This window comes from Bacillus sp. FJAT-45066 (assembly GCF_002335755.1).
GTDB lineage: Bacteria > Bacillota > Bacilli > Bacillales > Bacillaceae_I > Bacillus_CD > Bacillus_CD alkalisoli.
Window position 1 is genome coordinate 2,071,718 of record NZ_NISQ01000001.1, and the last position, 21,174, is coordinate 2,092,891.

General features: G+C 35.8%; 14 protein-coding genes. 4 read left to right on the forward strand and 10 right to left on the reverse strand.

The window, feature by feature from the left end:
- The first annotated feature begins 20 nt into the window (after positions 1-20).
- Both CDZ92_RS10545 and CDZ92_RS10550 read left to right on the forward strand, forming a co-directional pair.
- Positions 21-239 carry a spore germination protein gene (locus tag CDZ92_RS10545; RefSeq protein WP_096155199.1) on the forward strand — a complete coding sequence of 73 codons (219 nt, stop codon included), beginning with the start codon at positions 21-23 and terminating at the stop codon, positions 237-239.
- Positions 240-593: 354 nt separating this feature from the next.
- Positions 594-812 (forward strand): spore germination protein, encoded by a 219-nt coding sequence (locus CDZ92_RS10550; protein ID WP_096155200.1) that lies wholly within the window; start codon positions 594-596, stop codon positions 810-812.
- 48 nt (positions 813-860) lie between these two features.
- Here the strand turns inward: CDZ92_RS10550 and CDZ92_RS10555 are convergent, their stop codons facing one another.
- The 4 genes from CDZ92_RS10555 to addB all read right to left on the reverse strand — a co-directional run bounded on the left by CDZ92_RS10555 (position 861) and on the right by addB (position 9,984).
- Positions 861-1,166, reverse strand: coding sequence for a hypothetical protein (locus CDZ92_RS10555; protein ID WP_096155201.1), 306 nt, complete (start codon positions 1,164-1,166; stop codon positions 861-863).
- Between the two features lie 10 nt (positions 1,167-1,176).
- Complete coding sequence (locus CDZ92_RS10560; RefSeq protein WP_096155202.1) at positions 1,177-2,379, reverse strand: hypothetical protein; 1,203 nt, start codon at positions 2,377-2,379, stop codon at positions 1,177-1,179.
- Positions 2,380-2,704: 325 nt separating this feature from the next.
- Positions 2,705-6,469 carry a helicase-exonuclease AddAB subunit AddA gene (addA, locus tag CDZ92_RS10565; RefSeq protein WP_096155203.1) on the reverse strand — a complete coding sequence of 1,255 codons (3,765 nt, stop codon included), beginning with the start codon at positions 6,467-6,469 and terminating at the stop codon, positions 2,705-2,707.
- On the reverse strand, positions 6,466-9,984 hold the full coding sequence (addB, locus tag CDZ92_RS10570) for a helicase-exonuclease AddAB subunit AddB (RefSeq protein ID WP_096155204.1): 3,519 nt from the start codon (positions 9,982-9,984) through the stop codon (positions 6,466-6,468). The genes addA and addB overlap by 4 nt, the downstream gene beginning before the upstream one ends.
- Positions 9,985-10,446: 462 nt before the next feature.
- Between addB and CDZ92_RS10575 the strand changes: the two genes are divergently transcribed.
- The gene (locus tag CDZ92_RS10575; protein WP_176483751.1) at positions 10,447-11,631 is read left to right on the forward strand and encodes an MFS transporter; all 1,185 of its coding nucleotides are present in this window, start codon (positions 10,447-10,449) and stop codon (positions 11,629-11,631) included.
- 25 nt (positions 11,632-11,656) lie between these two features.
- On the opposite strand, the gene CDZ92_RS10580 is transcribed toward CDZ92_RS10575, so the two are convergent.
- The 5 genes from CDZ92_RS10580 to CDZ92_RS10600 form a co-directional block, all read right to left on the reverse strand.
- On the reverse strand, positions 11,657-14,722 hold the full coding sequence (locus CDZ92_RS10580; RefSeq protein WP_096155206.1) for an efflux RND transporter permease subunit: 3,066 nt from the start codon (positions 14,720-14,722) through the stop codon (positions 11,657-11,659).
- Between the two features lie 209 nt (positions 14,723-14,931).
- Complete coding sequence (locus CDZ92_RS10585) at positions 14,932-16,107, reverse strand: thiolase family protein (protein ID WP_096155207.1); 1,176 nt, start codon at positions 16,105-16,107, stop codon at positions 14,932-14,934.
- A 121-nt stretch (positions 16,108-16,228) separates the two neighbouring features.
- Positions 16,229-16,762, reverse strand: coding sequence for a signal peptidase I (lepB, locus tag CDZ92_RS10590; protein ID WP_227521518.1), 534 nt, complete (start codon positions 16,760-16,762; stop codon positions 16,229-16,231).
- A 114-nt stretch (positions 16,763-16,876) separates the two neighbouring features.
- Complete coding sequence (locus tag CDZ92_RS10595; protein ID WP_096155208.1) at positions 16,877-17,482, reverse strand: TVP38/TMEM64 family protein; 606 nt, start codon at positions 17,480-17,482, stop codon at positions 16,877-16,879.
- Between the two features lie 221 nt (positions 17,483-17,703).
- The gene (locus tag CDZ92_RS10600) at positions 17,704-19,686 is read right to left on the reverse strand and encodes a S9 family peptidase (RefSeq protein WP_096155209.1); all 1,983 of its coding nucleotides are present in this window, start codon (positions 19,684-19,686) and stop codon (positions 17,704-17,706) included.
- A gap of 159 nt (positions 19,687-19,845) precedes the next feature.
- Between CDZ92_RS10600 and CDZ92_RS10605 the strand changes: the two genes are divergently transcribed.
- Positions 19,846-20,229 carry a hypothetical protein gene (locus CDZ92_RS10605; protein ID WP_096155210.1) on the forward strand — a complete coding sequence of 128 codons (384 nt, stop codon included), beginning with the start codon at positions 19,846-19,848 and terminating at the stop codon, positions 20,227-20,229.
- Here CDZ92_RS10605 and CDZ92_RS10610 read toward each other — a convergent pair.
- Positions 20,204-20,926: a DUF421 domain-containing protein gene (locus CDZ92_RS10610; RefSeq protein ID WP_141395213.1), complete on the reverse strand. Its 723-nt coding sequence runs from the start codon at positions 20,924-20,926 to the stop codon at positions 20,204-20,206. The two genes, CDZ92_RS10605 and CDZ92_RS10610, sit on opposite strands and share 26 nt — an antisense overlap.
- Between the last annotated feature and the right edge of the window lie 248 nt (positions 20,927-21,174).

The window sequence follows — 21,174 nt, forward strand, 5'->3', positions numbered from 1 at the left end:
AATGAGAAAGGAAGACTCGTATGCCAGCGATTGTAGGCCCAGTACAAATTAATTCTGTTGGTGGTGGCTCTGTTAACTTCGGTGATTCCTTTTACTTAAGCCCGAAGGCTACAGGTAAAACACAAGGTGGTTCTGGAGGTTTTAACACAGGAAATTTCATCGTAGCAAATAACGGTCTTAGCGCAACAAATACAATTGACCCAGATGTTAATGACCAAAATATAGCAGCAAATCAATAAGTATAATTATATACAAAATGTCCGAGGTTTTATTTTCATTAAAATGAAATTATATTTATCAGTAAATTATTAATTAGCCCTTTCTAGCTGTTGATTGGAGCGCAAATGAAGACTCCTCGAAAATGCATACGCATTTTCTTCGTGCGATGAATCGCTCCGTAGCTTTCCTTGTCCTGCGGGAGAAGCGGGAAGCGGGAGACCCCGCAGGCGCGAATGCGCTGAGGAGGCTCCCGGCCCGCCCGCGGAAAGCGAAGATTTGCGCTCCAATCAACAGCGGGTACTCCTCACAGATATGAACAAACTAGACTGTTGTAACATATACTATTTTATCATGATATATAAAGGATGACTCGTATGCCTGCAATAGTCGGTCCTGTTGCTATCAATAGTATTAGTGGTGGCGCCGTAAATTTTGGTGATTCATTTTATCTTTCGCCTAAAAGTGCGTCTAAAACAAATGCCGGATCTGGATGTTTTAATACAGGGAATTTTATCGTAACAAATAACGGTCTAAGTGCAACAAACACCATTGATCCTGATGTTAACGATCAGAATATCTCGGCAAATAACTAATAAATAAACGTATAAAGCCAGCCTTAAGGTCGAATGAGGCTGGCTTTATTATCGTTTTTTTAATTGTGCTGATTTTCTTGTTATAGGAATTTTGGTGGAAGGTTGCTTTCGAATCCACCTTAAAAACTTCGATATTTTTTCATCTTTCCTCAACAATGCTATCGTGTTCAACCTAACTGCAAGTTCCTCATTTGGATATAACGCATGAATTTGTTTATGACATGGGATACATAAATTTGTAGTAGGTAAAAAGGTTCCATCCATTTCTTTCGGTGTTAAGTGATGTACGGTTATTTCGACATGTTCTCTTCTACATAATTCACATGTTCCAGTATTAAATTTCTTCTTAGCCATGTTTATCAGCTCAACTTTTATTTATTTTTTGCGTTATTTCCAATAATTCTTCTCTCTTTTTATCAATAAATTCTACACTTTTCAAGAGTCTATGTTGTAAAGCATTCATTTCTTCCTGTAATTTGTTTATCGTTACTATTTCATTTTCTAAAGATTGATACGCTACATCTATAAATGTATCCATCCATTGATCTTTTAATAAGTCTATTTCTTTTTCCCCTTGTATTAATCGATCACTCCACTTTTGCCAATCCACATTGTACGTATCTAATAATATCACTAAGTGATCTTTATTTACTGCTCTCAAATTATAGTTTGCCACTAAGGCTTCTTTTTCTTTCGTTATCTGTAAAACGTCTTGTCGTAGTGCTTTTTGTTCACTTGACACTTCCTTAAATAATGCTTTTAAAAAAGCCGTGCTATTTTTTTCCTTTGGATAACTTCTTTCCCATTGATACAGTGATTCATCTTCATGGAGTACAGTAGGAAAATTTGTATCTTGTAACATTTCAAACAATTCAGAGGCTAAACGCTCAAATTTCACTTTAATTGTTATGTTCTGTTGATACTCTTTTTGAATTAGTTTTCTTAACTGCTCCATTTCCTCTAACTCTTCTTGACTTACTTTTTTCTCATTCTCCATTATCACAGGTTTATGTTGAGTGGAACCACATACGGGGCAAGCTTTACCTTGTATTAATTTTTTTGATAATTCCATTGCAAGTTGTCTAACTCTCTCCTGCTCCAGTTGTTCTTTAAGGTTGGCCTCTTCTCTATCAATCTTTGCCAACAACCAATCTAACTTTGCAGTTAAATTAGCGGTGGATTGGAAATAGGATTCTGTTCTTTCCCATACAGACATTAACTTCGCCTTCATCTTACTTTGGTTGTTTTCCAGTTTATTTATTTCGTTCGTTGTTTTTTGAATTTTAATATAAAGGGAATTTTCTTCCTCTACAACTTGTTTCAATCCCTCTTCTTTTTGAACAATTTGTAGCTTTGCGTCATAGGCTTGCTTCAGTAATTGTTTTTTTTTCACCTGTAAACTTACATTTTTCCACTCTTCTTTCAAGGCTTTTTGCTTCTCGCTAGCCTTTTTCAGAATAGCTTTTAATTTCTCTTCTTCTAATTTAAGCTTAGCTACTTTGTCGTTTTTATCGTTTAATTCTATTTCGGATTCGAGATTTTGTTTCTTATCACTAGATTCATTCATTCAAAACCATTCCCCCGATAAGTAGTAAAGGAAAGCTTGGCTAATATAGCCAAGCTCCATTAAGCATATTCTTTTTTTCTTTAGGCTCTCTTTTCTAAATGATTGTTGTTTTGGATATTAATGCAGCCCGTTCCTTTCCGCTGCAGGAACCTGCTTTCCGCGGGGAGCGACGGGAGCCTCCTCGGCGCATGCGCCTGTGGGGTCTCCCGCTTCGCTCTACTTCCCGCAGGAGTCAGGTTCCTTCCGCTCCAATCCACTAACGATTTTAAATTAAATTTAAAAGCAACAAACTTTGAGAAAAGAGCATTTCTGTATTACAAATAAATTATATGTTTATTAACCGATTACCATCAAAGAAAAATAAATATTTTTCATTGACGGTTTTATGCCAAATTTGTTCGACAGCTTTACTGTAATAGGCTATTTGCTTTTCGTATCGACTACGAAGCATTGATTGTATTTCTTCTTCTTCTTTCTTGATGCGACCTGTGATTGTATCTGTTTTATAATCAAGTAATACTACACCATGCTCATCTTCAAATAAACAGTCAATCACACCTTGAAGTAAAACCGTCTCGCCTGCTAGCTCACTTTTACCATATAACTCATCTGCTTCTAAAGCAAAACTGAATGGCACTTCACGCTGAATTTTCTTCGCATTTCTTAGGCGCATTCCAATTGGCGTTTCAAAAAACGTTACGATTGATTCTACGTCCACTACTTTTGCTTGCTCTTCTGTAATAAGCTCACGTGCAACCATCTTACTTATTTGCTCTCTAACCGAAGAAATTGTTACCAAATCCGTTTGGAAGTCGATATGTTGCATGGCAGCATGAACGGCAGTACCAATTTCTGCTGGAGCCAATTTTTGCTTTTGAACAAACTTTGGTCGATCCAAGAAAAATTTCTTCGTCGTTGAGACTAATTGCATATCCGCATAAGGGTCTTGTGGTTCTTTTAACCTCTTTAGCTCTGAAACGGATTGTTTGGAACGGACCGATGTGGCAGTGGCGTAATTATATTGCCAATGTAATTGCTTTTTCACTGTATCTTTCCAATCTGACTCTATAGGAACTGCTTCTCGTTTTTTTATTATTTCAGTTAAAACCTGTTCTTCTAATTTTTCTTCTTCCATTTCAGCTAAAAATTCAGCAACTGGAATAATGGATATAGTTAACTTCGCTGGATGTTTCGTTATTTCTTCAGGTACTATGGCTGAAACAGAATCTGTTCGCAACACCTCTGTATCGTTATGTCTAACTAACGAAGGACCTATCCAGTCAAGATACGTTTTGGCATTTGCTCTTACATAGTCTGGTAGAAGCCATTGTTCATTACTTACATGTTCATTCCAGTCAGCGAGCGATTTTGTTGCATCTTTAACTGTACCTAATAGGTATAGTTTTTCTTTTGCACGAGTTAGTGCTACATATAAAACACGCATTTCTTCTGCAATAAGCTGAGCTCTTGCTTTTCGTTTCAATGCTAATTGTAAAATGGTTGGATACGTGATTCGTAGTTTGGGATGGACAAATTTAGTCGCTAACCCGAACTCTTTATCAAGTAAATAGGAACTGTTTAAATCCATCATGTTGAATTGTTTAGAAAGGCCAGCAACAAACACTATCGGGAATTCTAAACCTTTACTCGAATGGATTGTCATTAAACGAACAACATCTTCTTGCTCCCCTAGTGCTCTTGCTGCCCCAAGGTCTTCTCCTCTATCTTGCATTCGCTCGATAAATCGTAAAAAGCGAAATAATCCACGAAATGACGTTGATTCGTATTGCCTTGACCTATCATATAGAGCACGTAAGTTTGCCTGTCTTTGTTTACCCCCTGGCATTCCACCCACAAAGTCATAAAAACTTGTATCACGGTATAGTTGCCATATTAAGTCCGAAAGTGCTCCTTCTCTCGCTTGCGAACGCCACTTTTGTAACATGTCTAGAAAGAAGATTACTTTTTGTTGTATTACCTCTTCTCCTTCTGTTTCAACACTTTCTCTACAAAACTTTCGTAATGCTTCAAAATAAGTGCCACTTTTTTGTTGAATTCGAATGTTTGCTAAATCATTTGAATCTAAGCCAACAATAGGTGAGCGCAACACAGAAGCTAACGGTATATCTTGATATGGGTTATCAATGATTTTTAAAAGTGAAATCATCACAGCGACTTCAGTTGCTTCAAAATAACCCGTACTAAGGTTTGCATATAGTGGTATACCTTCTTGTTTAAATTGTTCCGTAAACTGAGGTGCCCATGGCATCGAACGTAGCAATATGACAAAATCTCGATACGTAACTGCACGCATACCTTTTAAATGTTTATCATAAATTTGAAATTTAGATTGAACTAATTCTTTTATTCTTTTGGCAATAAATTTGGCTTCTACTTGTGCCGTTTCTAATTCTACTTTGTCAAAAGTAGCTTCACCTGCAACATGTTCATCCAACTCATCACTCTCTGCTTCTTGATTACTTTCTCTATTAATTAAAATAAGTTCTGCAGATGTCTGATTATGCTCTGGATAATCTTTAGCTCCCCATTTAAGTTCAGCCTGATCGTCATAGTCGATTTCCCCAACTTTTTCTCCCATTACTTGTTTGAAAATATAGTTGGTTGCATCTAGTACTTCTTTTCGAGAACGGAAGTTACGGTTAAGATCAATTCTTTGCCCCATCTGTTCAGCATCTTTCGCAAATCGTTTATATTTACTTAAAAATAGGAAAGGTTCTGCAAGTCGAAATCGATAAATAGATTGTTTTACATCTCCTACCATGAACATGTTTCCTGACTGTTCTTCATCTTTTGTTACAAGCTTTAGAATCGTTTCTTGAACCATATTCGTATCTTGATATTCATCCACCATCACTTCTTTAAATAGTGATTGATAACGTATTCCCGCTTCAGAACGAATTATTGTTCCGTCTTCATTTTCCACTCCTAAAACGGCTAAGCACAAATGTTCCAAGTCAGAGAAATCAACGAGCCCTTTTTCTTGTTTCATTTTCGTAAAACTCTGACCATATTTACGTACAACTTGAACTAACGTTTCCATAACTGGTGCTAGCTCTTCTAGATCTTTTAAAAATGATTCTGTCTTACGAGTGAATAATTCGTCCTTTAAGTCATTTACTACCTTCTTTGCTTTATTTCTTAGTTTATTCCATCGCTCTCCGATTTCTTTATCAAACTCGTCACCCTTACAGGTTTTCGCTCGCGGAAAGTCAATCGACTGCATGGCATGATACGTTTCTTCCCATGAATGTTTTAATGCTTCTTCCAAGCGAAATATTTGTGCTAAATCTTCCTCAACATTTACAGCTCTAGGGTATGGTCCACCTGGAAGTTTCGTAATTTCCATAGCGCTATGGAGCATAGCCTTCGCACCTTCTAATTGCAACGAAATGTCTTCTTTTAACATAGAGATAAAAGGCAGTCTATCTATCGATACGTTTGCTCCTTGCTTATAACGATTTACTAATTCATCTAACCAACTATCTGGATTGGCATTCGCTCTAGAAAAATCATGTAACTTTAAAATGATTGTTTGTAATGCCGCATCCGATCGGTCGTTTGTAAAGCGATCTACTAAGTCAAAAAAACGAACATTATCTTCTTGTCCATATTCACTTTCTAATAGTGCATCTAACACTTCTTCTTGAATAATTTGTGTTTCTGTCGTATCAGCAATTCGAAAGCTCGGATCAATATTAATTAAATAATAATATTTTCGAACAACTTCTAAACAAAATGAATGGATAGTGGAAATGTTCGCACGGTTTAAAAGACTTAATTGCCTACGTAAATGCAGAGAAGCTGGCTTTTTTTGTAGCTCTTTCTCTAGCGCCTCACCAATACGATGACGCATTTCTGCCGCAGACGCATTCGTAAAGGTAACCACTAGCAATCGGTCGACATCTACATGTTCATTTACAATTTTATGAATCATTCTTTCTACTAATACAGCTGTTTTTCCAGATCCTGCAGCCGCGGCAACTAAAATATCTCGGCCAGTGGAGACGATCGCTGTCCATTGTTCATCTGTCCATTGACTATCCTTTGGTTTTGGATACATTTCTATCATTCTACTTCTCCTCCTTCCTTGTTTTTATTTAAATTTGCTAAAAGTTCTTCCTTCTTTAAAGGTTGTAACATTCTATATTCATTTTCTTCTAACGATGTATCAAACTGACATATCGATTTGTAAGAACAAAATGTACAAGGTGTTTTATTTTTCAACTTATACGGGGTAATGCTAGTTTCACCACTCGTTATGTTAGTACCTATATTCATATAGGAGTTTCTTACATGTTCACGTAATGCAGTAAACTCTTCTTCTGAAGCTATGGAGGAACTAGCACTAAATCCGCCTTTTTTATTGATTCCTGCAGATACAATTTTTGAGGTCCCTGTTTCTAACGTTTGGTCCATTAGCCGAACAATATCTTCGTCTCCGAGCATTAGTCCTTTCATTTTAAAACTTTTAAAGATTTCGTCCTCAATTATATCCTCGGCTACCATTCCTTTTGTCTTGATTAACGGATTGTGCACATGGAAGTACAGAACCCCGGCAGGAGTTGCCTTTTCGCCTAACCATTTTTCAGAGTGCGTTATGACGACATCCAAATACGTTAACATTTGCAATGCTAATCCATAATAAACTTCTGTTAAGTCTAATCCTTTATCACTGGATTTATAGTCAACGATTCTTAATAAAAGTCCGTTATCACCTTGCGCTTTGTCCACTCGGTCAATTCTTCCTATCAGCTCCATCGTTGTACCATTTGGAAGTGTAAAGCTTATTGGTGGAAGTTCTTCTTTTTGCCCAAAACCAAGTTCAAGCCCTATCGGAGTAAATTTACTTGCTTTCGCATGTTCGCTTAAAATATAGGATGCTCGACTGACAATGGCTTGGAGTTTTTGCTTTATATAGTGATAACGGTTAGAACTTAGTAATATTTCTGCCTGTAGCTTAGGTGCTAACATTTCTACCGCTTCATAAGCATATCTTTCACATTCGGACTTTGATAAAGCTCTCCAATCTAATCCTTGCTTACGCAGTGAATCAGCAATTTGCTTTAAGGCTGCATGAAAAAGCTGACCTATGTCTGGTGCCTCTAGTTTATATGTCTTTCTTTCCTTTAGCTTTAAGCCATGTGAGGCAAAGTGGGAAAATGGACAAGCTTGGAACTTCTCCATTCGTGACACACTCGCTTGAATGTGATCACCATATAATTGTTGGCTAACTTCTCCCTTAAGGTTCGCAGCTTCATTACGATAAAATAAACTGTTTAGTGCAATATCTGCTTTACGCTTCCATGTTGGCTCAGCAAGAAACTCATTGTAAACGTCCCACCAGATGTCTTCGATTGGATAATGTTTTTTCCATGCTTGCAGTTCTACTGCCAAATGAGAAAGTGTAGTAGATGGTGAGTGGATAAACCCTAATTGTTCTTCTATTGGTAAATCCGTTGGTTCGTTTAAAATTAACCTTTCCTTTAACTCTGGAAACATTTCTTTTAATCTTTTTATATAGGAAGAAGCTAACATCGTCTTCCCTTCTTCATCTGCTAATGGATACGTAATATGAAGTCTTTCCTTTGCACTTGTAAAAGCAATATACGCTAAAAAGTGGTCATCTAATAGCTTTTCTAAACTACCTGGAGCAAGTTCTAAGCCATAGGAGGATAAAAATTCTCTGTCTTCCTCCGAGACAAAGCCTTCATCCTTCACTTTTGCTGGAATTACGCCTTCGTTAACGCCAATTACGAATGTATGTTTAATGTTTGATAAACGGGATAAATCAAAATTTGCAATGATTACTTGGTCTGCTGCAGGTGGAACTAGACTAAATTGCATACTTTCTAATCCACTTTCAATCATATTTGAAAACATGGATACAGAAACAGCATGGTCTCCGATTAATTCAACCATCTGGTCTAACATGTTAATGACCGCTTTCCATACTTGTTCATGTTCTTTCGCTTTTTGCAATTGTCCTTCCGCTTCTGCTTTTTCCATGCGAGCTTCTAGTTTTTGCGGGATTTTCAATTCTTCTAAAAATTGATATAACGCTCTACAATATCCTTCAACCGTTTTTGTTTTTTTCCATCTTTTTTGCAAAGTTAAAATCGGCTGAACAATTAATTCTCGCAACTCATTTATCTCTTCTTCATAACGTAACTCTGCATCTGTTTGAACATATGGTCTTTCTGTATCAATATTCGCATAGCGCAAATATTTCCAAGGCTTATCATTTGTCCATTTACTTCCTTGAATTCCGTATGATAAAACATAATTTTCAAGTTTATCCGTTTTTTCTCGCATAATATCAAGTCTTTGTTTTGGATGGAACAAAAGGTCTGTTTTTATACAGCGGAATACTGATTCATATCGCCAGGTACGCGTAATCGTTTCTAAACTTGACCTAATTAGTTCCACCAACGGATGATGAAGCATCGTCTTTTTTGCATCCATAAAATGAGGGATCTCATAATCTGTAAAGATGGTGTGCAATAAGTCGTTATAATCATTACTATTTCTAACAATGATCGCGATATCTTTATAACGATTGCCTTTGTCTCTAACTAGTTGAACGATTTCTCTAGCAATTCCTTCGACTTCAGCTCGTCTGTTGACAGATTGAAAAATAGATAATTCTAACTTGCCACTATAAGCGACAGTTGGTCTCACATCAAAATATTGCTCTAAATGTTGTAAGGATAAGGCGTTTGTAAATCGTTGGAACGGTTCTAGCATTAATGATTTCTCTACCTTTATTCCTTCATCGAGTGCCATGTTTCTTAGCTTTTGATACGTCACACCAGTCATTCTGAATAGATGTAAATCGTATGGAGCTTCTTCATTGTATTCTTTATCTAGTGTTAAAGAGATGTTAATGGATTTGCATTGCTTCATTAACATTTTCATTACTTCATATTCTTGAGGTGTAAAACTATGGAATCCATCAACATATACTGTTGCATCTTTTAGGTAGTTAGAATAAGGAATTTTTTCGGCTAATAACGTTAAGTAATCCTCACCATCTACATATTTCCCTTGTAAGATTGAATCCAATTGACTATAAACGACCAAAATATCCGTTAGTTTTTTTGCTAACATTCGTTCGTGGTCAGCAATCATATCGTCGGTTTCCATTCGATGAATTTTTTCTTGTAAAAGCTCTGGAGTTACGCAATATCGCTTGAATTCCGTGATCATCCCTTCCATCTGTTCAATAAATCCAAATTGCTCTGCAGATTTACCAAAAACATGGAACTGCTGTTTATGCTCCTCGATTACTTTGCGAAGCATCATATGTATTCCTGTTTGGTCTATATGGAAGCGACTAATGCCACCTACTTCTTGTAATACTCTCCATGCTAAACGCGTAAAACTAAACACTTGCGCGCGAATTATTCCGTTTAATGTATTAGTGCGGACTAGTTCGTATTCTGTTTGGAAAGTCATTTGTTCTGGTACTAAGTAGATAATTGGTGATCCGTCTGGAGTTTGTTCTAGTTGTTTAATTACTTCATTTTGACACCAAGTCGATTTGCCGCTTCCGGTACGACCAATTATAAATTTCACCTTCGACATGTAGTCCCTCCTCTAAATTAATATAAGGTAAATACGGTTCTAATTGTTGATTTCAACTGCAGGTGTTCCCTTTCCGCGGGCGGTAAAAAGGAAGGTTATTTTCACTGTCGTGAAAAAACCTACTCCTCGGCGCATTTGGCGCCTGCGGGGTCTCCCTTGACGCGCTTTCCCGCAGGACAAGGAAGGCTCCGGAGCGATACATCGCACGAAGAAAATGCAGTAGCATTTTCGAGAAGTCTCACACCTGCAGCTGAAATCAACTAAAAATCGTTTAAACAATTCTTAACACACCATAATAATCCAAAACCTACATTTCTCTTTTAATGAAAGTATAACCGATTTTTTATTTATAAGGTAAGCTGGTTTTGGTATAGGCGTCCGTTACTTGCATTGTGACGTTAAAGTGAATGTAGGCACCTTTTTTGTTTGATGCGCATATCGTTATAGATGGGGAGGTGTTTTATGTTCTCATCTATACGCTATTATGGGTCTGGCATCCTTTTAGTGTTAATGGCGATTTTGGTAGCTTGTAACATTTATACACTATTACCATTATATACTGTCATTTCCTTACAGTGGAACGTTACGGTATCAGATGTTGTAATTGGTAGTAGTTTTTTTACTCTTTTCTATGCTATAGGGTTATTGAGCTTTGGTGCATTATCAGAAAGATTAGGACGTAAAAACATCTTAATGTTTGGTATTTTAGGCGCTGCATTTGCTACTGCTTTAGTTGGATACTCGAATAATTTAACTACCCTTTATTTCTTTAGATCTCTCCAAGGCTATTTACTAGGATCTTTTGCTCCTGTTGCCTTCGCTTACTGCTTTGACCATTATCAAGAAAGAATGCGAACAATCGTCATTTCTTTAATTAACACAGGTTTTTTAATGTCTGGAATGATAGGTCCGCTTTTGAGCTATACCATTTTAACTAGTTGGAGTTGGCAAGGTGTCTACTTTTCCTATAGCTTGTTTTACTTACTCATTTTTGTCTTATGTATTGTTTTTTTAAGCCCTTCTGCAAAACATAGAAATACAAACCCCTTACCATTTAGTTCCTTTTACGACTTATTAAAAAATCGTAATTTACGTAGAAGCTATTTTGTTGTTTTTTCCTTACTGCTTTCTTTTGTTGCTTTTTTTGATAGTTTTTATCGTCATTTACATGCGCACTTTACTGGTGATTTTTTACATGTCGTACATGCAATTGGATTGATTGGGACTTTTTCTTCTTTACTTACAAGCTATTTTACAAAGAAACTAGGGATTAATGAAACGATGATAGTCTGTATAGGATTAATTATCTTATCTTTCTTTATGATGTTTTTAATACCTTCGTTATGGGTATTTTCTATTTTTTCTATATTGTTCGTTGCAAGCCTGTCGATATTAATTCCATCTATCATATCTTACATCGGTTTAATGGCTCAGTCGAAACGCGCGATTGCTATCTCTTTATATTCGTTTACCTTATTGACTGGTGCAAGTATTGGACCAATCATTAGTGATCGATTTGCCTTTCCAGCTTTACTTGTATTTTTTATAGCATGGTATGTTGTAAATATTTTTGCACTTAGTAGAGTCGAAGTTTATCAAGAGAAGAAAGTGAATTTAAATAAAAAAAGCATGGGGCATACACTTTGAATGTAGTCCCATGCTTTTTCGTTTTTTATAAAGCCTTAACTTTGTTTCGTTTTAATACTGTATAGAAGGCTGGAACGAATAATAAAGTAAAGAATGTAGAAAAGAATATTCCAGATATAATGGAAATTGCTAGTGGAGTAAATAAAACATCTCCACTGAACGCTATTGGTAACAACGCTGCAATAGACGTAAAGGCAGTTAAGACTACCGGACGTAATCTCGCTTTACCAGACTCGAGTACAGCCTCTGATAAAGTGGCACCTTCCTTTAACCTTTGTTCCATGAATTCAATAAATACAGTAGCGTTTCGAACAACAATACCTGCTAATGAAACAATTCCCATCATGGCCATAAAACCTAAACCAGTCTGAGTAAGGAATAAGCCAATTACTGCACCAGAAACAGCTAAATACACTGTACTCATAATGAGTAATGGAATTCTTAAGGAATTGAATTGAACGACCATTAGAATGTAAATAAGGAATATTACAATTAAAAACAACTTTCCAATTTCTATGAAAAAGTCCGCTCTAGCCGACGATTCTCCACCAACAGAAATGGAAATCTCATCTGAAACATAGTTTGTAATGATGTCGTTTACTTGTGTTTCTAATGTTGGTTTATTTTCTTCACCTGGATATACTCTAACTGTTACCGTTCTCTCCCCGTCTTTATGCGGAATTAACGGTAGTCTTTCTTCCTCTTCAGCTGTTACTAATTCATTTAAAGGTACCAATACTGGTGCACCGAATTCCGTTTGTTCTGATTTACTCGGAAGTTCGAGTGTCGATAAATTAATGGATTTTCCAGCGAGAACTCCATCTTGAATTATAGTTAATAACTCTCTTTCCGTTTCTTTCGTATTATAAGAACCTATCGGAATACCTTCTGTTACTAATCTAATTTGATTACTAATCTCTTGTACAGTAATACCGTGTTGTCGTAACATATCACGATTAGGTACATATACGACTGTAGGTAAAGGACTTCCAACATCATCAATTACAGCTCCACTGCCTTCAAGTTTGGAGATGTCTTTTTTTAATTCATTTACTACATTAATAAGTTGATCAATATTGTCTCCCTTTACAGTTAAAGCAATTGGTGCGCCAACAGGTGGACCTGCTTCAATGGTAGAGAGCATGATAACTGCTTCTGGAAATTCTGCTCTTAACTTATCTCGCCAGATTGCAATTGTTGCTTCAGCACTTTGAATGTCTCTATCTAATCTAACCACTATTTGACCTGTATTTTCACTTGCATTCGATAAAACACTTCCAAAGATTCCTGGTTCACCTTTTCCAGCAAAGATAGTCGTTTCATAGATTGCATCATCTTGAAGCAGAGAACTTTCCATCTCGCGTAAATTCGTTTCTGTTTGCGTTAATGTCGTACCAGCAGGATATGTTACCGATACTGTCAATTCTTCACGGTCAGCACTCGGGAAAAATACCACTGGGATAAATGGAACTAATGCGTATGATGCTGTACAAAATAGTAAGACAGCAAAGCCGGTTAATAATGGTTTTTTAATAATTCTCGTTAAGACTTTATCACTATACCATTCACTAACTCTTCTAAATTGATTCCCAAGGACACCATCGTTTAATTTTTTATTTTTCTTAACAGATCGGCTATGACGCCATGTTAAGAAAATTGGAACTACCGTTAAGGCTACTATTGTGGACGCAATAATCGTTGCGATTAAGACGGTAGGTAAGGCGGAAATAAATGCACCGTTTGCTCCAGAAATAAATGTTAATGGTAAGAACGTAAAGACAATCGCTAAAGTAGACGTAATAATAGATACACGTACTTCTTTCGTTCCAGTAAGTGCTCCTTGTAAAGAGCTATCACCTAACTGATATCGTCGTTGAATATTATCATTTACAACAATAGCGTCATCAACTAATATCCCAAGCGCAATAATCATTCCGATAATAGAAATTTGATTTAAATCCACTCCAGTGTAAGGCAATGGAATAAGTCCAAGTGCAATGGAAACCGGAATCGAAATGGCAACTAACAAAGCAGAAATTGCATTTAATCCGAAGAAAGTAATAATAACTACGGCAAAAATAGATATTAAAAAGGAAATTCCTAAATCTTTAAATATTTTTCCTACAATATTATTTTGTGTATAGTACATTTCTAAATTTACATCACTCGGTAGAGCTGTAGATAGTTGTTGTACTTTATCATCTACTTGACGATGTAACCTCGGAATATCGACACCTTTTTCTTGCATAATGGTTACGGTAACGGCTGGAGTTCCGTTATATAATACAAGGTCTGTTCGTTCAGTTTGTACTGAATTAAGTGTAGCGATATCACGAATATAAACGTCTGTTTCAGTATCTAACCTTTTAACAAAAACATTTTCTACTTCATCTAATTTATTTATATGTTCCATAGAAAGTTGGACATTTTTATTATTAACTTCTTTGAGCCCTAATGGGGTTACTTCCAATTCATTTTGAATTGCTTGTATGACATCAGGTAAAATCACTTCATTTTCAGCCATTTTTTCTGAATCAAGCGTTAAGAAGAAACTTTCTGTCTCAAGTCCTTTAATAGAAACTTTACGAACACCATTAATTTTCTCAAGTTCCTTTACCCATGAAAGAAGTTGATCGTCTAATTGTAACAACCTAGTTCGATCATTATGTAAAATATGATAGGAAGATAATACACCCATTTGAATATCTGAGTTCACTACTGGTTCAAAAGCATTTTCTGGAAAAGCTCTACTTACGTCAGATACTGCTTGGCGAACGAAGGAGAAAACTTCATTTCTATTAGCAGAATCTTGTAATTCTAGTACAATATTAGATATTCCTACACCTGAAACAGATGAAATGGATTGTATTCCATCAATGGATAATAGTACATCTTCTAAAGGAAAGGTGATGTCACTTTCCACTACTTCTGGTTCAGCACCAGGATAAACTGTTGTAATCGTTCCTACATTGATAGTGATTTCTGGAACTTCTCGTTTAGAAAGTTGAAAATATGTTAATAAACCAACTACTAGTAGTAACGTTAAAAAGATTAATGTTACTTTTGGTTTTTTAATAAGCGCGTCGAACACACTTGTTTCCTCCATTCAATTGTGACTATATTTTTCTATTCTAATCACAGAATAGCCCCTTTAATCGTGAATGTGCAACTTTCAGCTCTCTAAAATAAGATTGTTATACACCGTTGTTGATTTTCTGAGAATTCAAAATTAACTTTAACAAAGCATAAAAAAGCGAATTGCTAACAACCTAAAGCAATTCGCAAAAACCCTAAACTTTTCTATTTTATTTCTAATAATAATGCTGCACCCATGCCTCCGCCGACGCATAAGGATGCAATACCTTTTTTTATTTGTCTTCTTTTTAGTTCATGAATTAGGCTAACTACTATTCTAGTTCCTGTGCAACCTACAGGGTGGCCTAGGCTTATTCCGCTTCCATTGACATTTACTTTGTTTCGATCAAGTTTTAATTCTTTTTCTACTGCGATGTATTGGGCTGCAAATGCTTCGTTTATTTCGAATAAATCAATATCTTCAAGATTGCTATTCGTCTTTTGCAATGTTTGGCGAATTGCCGGCACTGGACCAATTCCCATTTCTTTCGGATCTACTCCAGAGACATGGAACCCTTTAATAACAGCTAGTGGCTTTATACCTTTTTCTTTTGCCACCTCTTCTGCCATTAACACAACGCAGGCCGCTCCATCATTTAAACTTGAAGCATTCCCAGCAGTTACTGTTCCATCTTTTCGAAAAGCTGGTCGCAATGATTGTAATTTTTCTAGAGAAATATTGCTTTTAGGTCCTTCATCTAACGTTATCTTCTTTTCTTCTTTTCTCTCTTTTATTGTAATAGGAACTACTTGCTCATCAAAGTATCCTTTAGTTTGCGCAGCTATTGCCCTTTCATGACCGAGAAGTGCTAGATTGTCTTGTTCTTCTCTTGTAATCTCATATTTTTCTGCTAGTATTTCTGCAGTTTCTCCCATCATAATGTGATGAATTGGATCTTCTAATACTTCCCAAACGCTGTCGTAAATTTGCGAGTGTTGTAGCCTTGCTCCCCATCTTTGTTCTTTCAGTATGTAAGGGCTTGTGCTCATCGCTTCCACACCACCAGCAATTACTACATCATTTAGCCCTGTTTGAATTTGCATCGCACCAGTAAGGATTGCTTGAAGTCCTGATGCACATTGGCGTTGAATCGTAAAACCTGTCGTTTCAGGAGGTAACCCTGCTAGTAAGCTTGCCGTTCTAGCTGTATTAGGTTGATCTGTTCTTTGAATACACTGCCCTAATATAACCTCTTGTATATCCGATTTATCCAAACCACTTTCTTGAATAACAGCTTCCATAACAGGTACTACTAAATCGGTTGGTAGCAATCTTTGAAATGCGCCACCGAAAGCCCCAACTGGCGTTCTTTTGGCAGCTACAATTACAACATTACGCATCACTTTTCCCCCTTCACCTCTAAATAATTCATAATCTTCTAACTAATTTTACCATGATATTATTCAAAAAGAAAAAGAATAACCATGAAGACAAATCTTCATCATTATTCTTTCATCATTGTTAACGCCAAGTTCGTATATTCGCTTTCCCTATTAAATCTTCAATTTTCACAAACCCAAAGTGTCTGCTGTCAAAGCTTCCTAGACGATTATCACCTACAACAAAAACATGTCCTTTTGGTACTCTTTCTTTTCCTGTTAATTCTTTTAATGAAAAATCACCAGTAAAATTACCTATTACAACATTTTTACTAACATCTTTCAGAAAATTTTCATGAACAGGCTCATCATTTATATACAAAGTATCATTTTTATATTCTAACTTTTCACCTGGAAGTCCTACTACTCTTTTGACGAAGGTTAGCTTTTGTATTCCTTGTTGAAAAACAACAATATCAAACCGTTCTGGCTTTTGAAATGTGTAGATTAATGTATTTACGCTAACATAATGCCCATCACTTAATGTAGGATTCATGGAATGACCTTCTACAATGTAATTAGATATAAAAATTACTCGAAAAGTTATGATTACTAGTAAACAAATAAAAACCATTTTCCATCTAGATAGGCTAGTTCTTTGATGTTTTACTTCCACCTAGACACTCCCCCAAGGTTTAGTTCTTTATTACTATTACTGTACCATTTTCTCAATTATCTGACTACATTTTTTTGAAGGAAAGTTAATGGAATTATCTTCATAAATACATTCTCAGTTATTTTCAACTGTTTGTAATCGATTCTCTATTCTTTTTCCTATGTACCACAACAATAGCATGACACATATGACGATTATTGTTTTGGTTGGTTTACTTATGAAAGAAACAATATCATAGCCAACATAACTAATGGAGAATATCATGACCATTTTCCCTGCTGTTAGCGCAAGTAAAAACGAATGGAACTTCATTTTTGATAAGGCAGCTACTGCATTTATTAAGAATGATGGAGAAAAAGGGAAACAAAACAATAAAAATATTGGTGCGAAACCGTGTCGCTCCACCCAACTCATCGTCTTTTGAACATTTTCTCTCTTCAAAAACTTCTGCATCCAACTTTTATTTTGTAGTCTTCTTATTAATAGAAATACAATAGTAGCTCCAACCACAGAACCGCTCCATGATATGAGAAACCCATACCATAAGCCAAAAGCAGCGGCATTTGTCAAAACGATTACAATCAAAGGTAAGAACGGTAAAAAAGCTTCCAAAATGACAAGTAAAAATCCTGGAATGGGTCCAAACGATTTATATTCTTGTAGAACTTCTAATAAATGTTCAAGTGTAAGCCATTCTTTAAGTAAAGTAATATATTCCATTTAGGGCTTTATCTCCTATTATGTATTCGTTTATCAGTATATTTTATGAAACGGACTTATTTATATGAAATAGTATCATATTTAGTAGAATAAGTCATAATTTTACAATATTGATACATAAAAATAACAATCTTACAAATTATAATTAGTACATCTTAGATTTTACCTAAAAAGAAGTGGCGCTTTACTAAGTAAAGCGTCACTTCTTTTATACCTTAATTTTATAAATATGAAACAAACCAGTCTTTAATATATTCTAGGCGATGAATTCTGAGTGCTGGGTCACCACTTCTTGATAATTCATGGTTTGCACCTGGAAAGCGCACAAATTTTGTTGTTTTCCCTTGTCTTTTTAATGTAATAAACAGTTGTTCTGCTTGTTCAATAGGACATCTGTAGTCTCTCTCACCATGTAAAATTAATAATGGAGTGTTTATATTATTTACGTATTTTAACGGGGAGTGATTCCAAAGCTTTTCCATCTTCTCTCCCATATCTCCTCCAACTTCCCATTCTGAGAAATAATACCCAATGTCACTAACTCCATAAAAACTAATCCAGTTTGAAATGGATCTTTGCGTTACAGCTGCTTTAAAACGGTCACTATGACCAACAATCCAGTTAGTCATAAACCCACCGTAACTTCCTCCTGTAACACCTAACTTATTTTCATCAATCCAATCAAAGTTTTCTAATGCGTAATCAACCGCACTCATTACATCTAAATAATCTTTCCCTCCATAATCTCCTCTTACAGCGTCTACAAATGTTTGTCCATATCCATGACTTCCACGAGGGTTCGTGAATAATACTGCGAACCCCTGTGAAGTTAATACTTGAAACTCATGAAAATAAGTGTTGGCATACATTGCATGCGGACCACCATGAATTTCTAATATTAAAGGATATTTTTCCCCTTCCTTAAAACCGACTGGCTTCATTATCCAACCTTGTACTTCCCATCCGTCAGGAGCATGAAATGTAAATGACTCGGCTGAACTTATCTCTACTTCTTTTAACCACTCTTCATTTACGTTCGTTAACTGTGTTCTCGTTTGGCTAGCTAAATTTAAATGATAAAGTTCGCCTGGGCTTACAGGTGTACTAGTTGCTATGATTGCCTCATGACTAGAAGTTTTCATTGTAATTCCGTATATATTTTCTTGTTCTAAAACAATTGGATACATAGCTCCATCAAGAGAACCGTAATACAGGCCAGTGCTACCTTGATCACTAACTAAAAAATAAAATCCTTCACTGTCTTCTGTCCATATAAGACCTGGATTAACTGTACCTGAATGAAGATCACCAATTGCTACATTTCCAACTTCAATATCTAAACTTCCACTTAAACATTGAAGGCTCTCTGCATTCACATCATATACCCAGACTCTCGTTAAGGTTGCACTATCGAACTCTTTTTCGTGTCCTAAGAACCCTAGCTTTTCTCCATTTGGAGACCATGAAATAGTAGAGAAAAAACCGTTACTATTGGTTATTTTCTTTGTCTCTTTACTTGAAATATTCATTATAAATACGTCTGTTACGAGAGATGTATCTGGATCGTCTTCTTGGTTTGTTACATATGCTACATGTTTTCCATCAGGTGAGAAAACAGCACTTCCGTGGTCACGATTTCCCTCAGTTAGTAGAGTAACTTCTTTTGTATGTAAATTAATCAAGGCTAGGTGATCATTTTTTTCATCAATGAACCCTTTTGCATCCGATTTATATATTAAACGATCCACTACTAATGGCTCTGGCTTTTTCTTTTCTTCTTTTTTTGTTGCTTTTCCAGTTAAGTCATCTTCAGGTGTAACCGAAGTGGAAAACAGCAATTGATTACCACATGGTGACCACACTGGATTTGATGCTCCATTTGGACAGTATGTAAGCTGTTCTGCTTCTCCACCATTAACATTTAGTGTGTAGATTTGTGACTTGTCGTTTCGAGTTGATACAAACGCTAATTTTTCCCCACATGGCGACCATCTTGGAGCGTGATTACGATATTCACCAAATGTGTATGGAGTAACTTTTCCTCCTATCTCCCCTACGTATATGTTCGAAATGTATTTATTATCCTCTTCGTTTATATGTGTTTGAACATAAGCATATTTTTCTGTACTTGTATGCCATTGCGGATCTATAACTGACTTTAATTGAAACAAATCTTGAGACACAACCTTACGTTTCCTCGTCATATGTAACTCATCTCCTCTTCTTTGTTACGTTATTTAGTTCAACAAACGAATTAAAAATCCTTTTATATATTTTTTCAAAAATAGTTGCATAAATAAAAGAAGTTCGTATAAAATAATCATACGAACAAACGTTCTTTAGTTGAGAGGAGTGTGTGAACAATGACAAGATTATCTAATGAACAAATCGCCTTGTTTGAACAGGCTATTTACTTACCTTTACTAATTATCATTCTTGAACGTGATTTGGTAGCAATTAAAGATAGTAAAATTAAATTAAAAGATCCATACGTTCAACTAATAGACCTTTTATTAAAAAGAATACAGTTACAACTTCAAACCGTAAAAAGCGCTATGCAAAAACAGAACATGAAACTCCATAAACTTAACCAGGATGAATCATTTACTTTGTACGCCTTTTTATTTAATGGTTACGAAGAACATCATAATTATTTTAATCCTCGCATTCGTAACAAAGTTAACGATATGTTGATTCAAGCATTTACAAACAGATATATGGTTAATGAAAAATTGGAACAGACTTAGGCGGAGTTTGCTCTTTTAACGAGATGTGTAACTTGTTTTGGGCATTCACCGCCGCATAAAAAACATCAGACATTTTAGCAATCTTCCTTTTTAAAAGCTCTTCACGCAACCATGCTTCGTTCAATCCTTGGAATTCTAAAGCTTCCACATAAAGCTTGCCGTCAATGATGACTGGAATTTCTACTCCAGTGTTTTTTGGATTCAATTGAATATGCTCTATTCTTGCATGTTCTTTTTCTAGTTTTACTTTTACAGACAGTTCACCATTTGCTTCAATAAAGGCGAATTGGACGTCTGATACATGAAACACTTCTTTTTGTCTTAACATTTGTAAAATGTTATCGATAGAATAACTAATTTTCCGCATGTTTTCCACATGAAATTGACCGTTATAAATTACTAATGTTGGCTCAAAAGTTAAAAACCTACCAACTCGACGATTTTTAATCTTCCACCAAGCAATAAACTTTTGTAAGATTGCAATAGCAATAATAGCCCCGACTGTATGCAAGTGATGAATACTAGGGTCGGCTATATCTGCTCCAACAACTGCACCAAGCGTAATAATAACTAAAAAATCAAAAACTGGTAGTTCTCCTACTGACCGTTTTCCCATATATAGTGCCAATATTAAAGTTAATGGCAGAATAGTAAAAATCCTAAATAAGACCTTTAACAAGTCAAACAAAAGTTCCAAAATAAACAACCTCCTTCTTTATATGTTTTTCAAGAAGGAAAAAGCTATTCATCTTTCAGAAATAGTTTCTTTAATAAAAAGCTGTGTTAAAGCTTAGTGTTGTTATTTAAATGCTTACCTGTTGATTTCCGTGCAATGCTGAGACTCCTCGAAAATGCTACCGCATTTTCTTACGAAGGATGCGTTGCTCCCATAGCCTTCCTTGTCCTGCGGGAGAAGCGGAGAACGGGAGACCCCACAGACGCTTG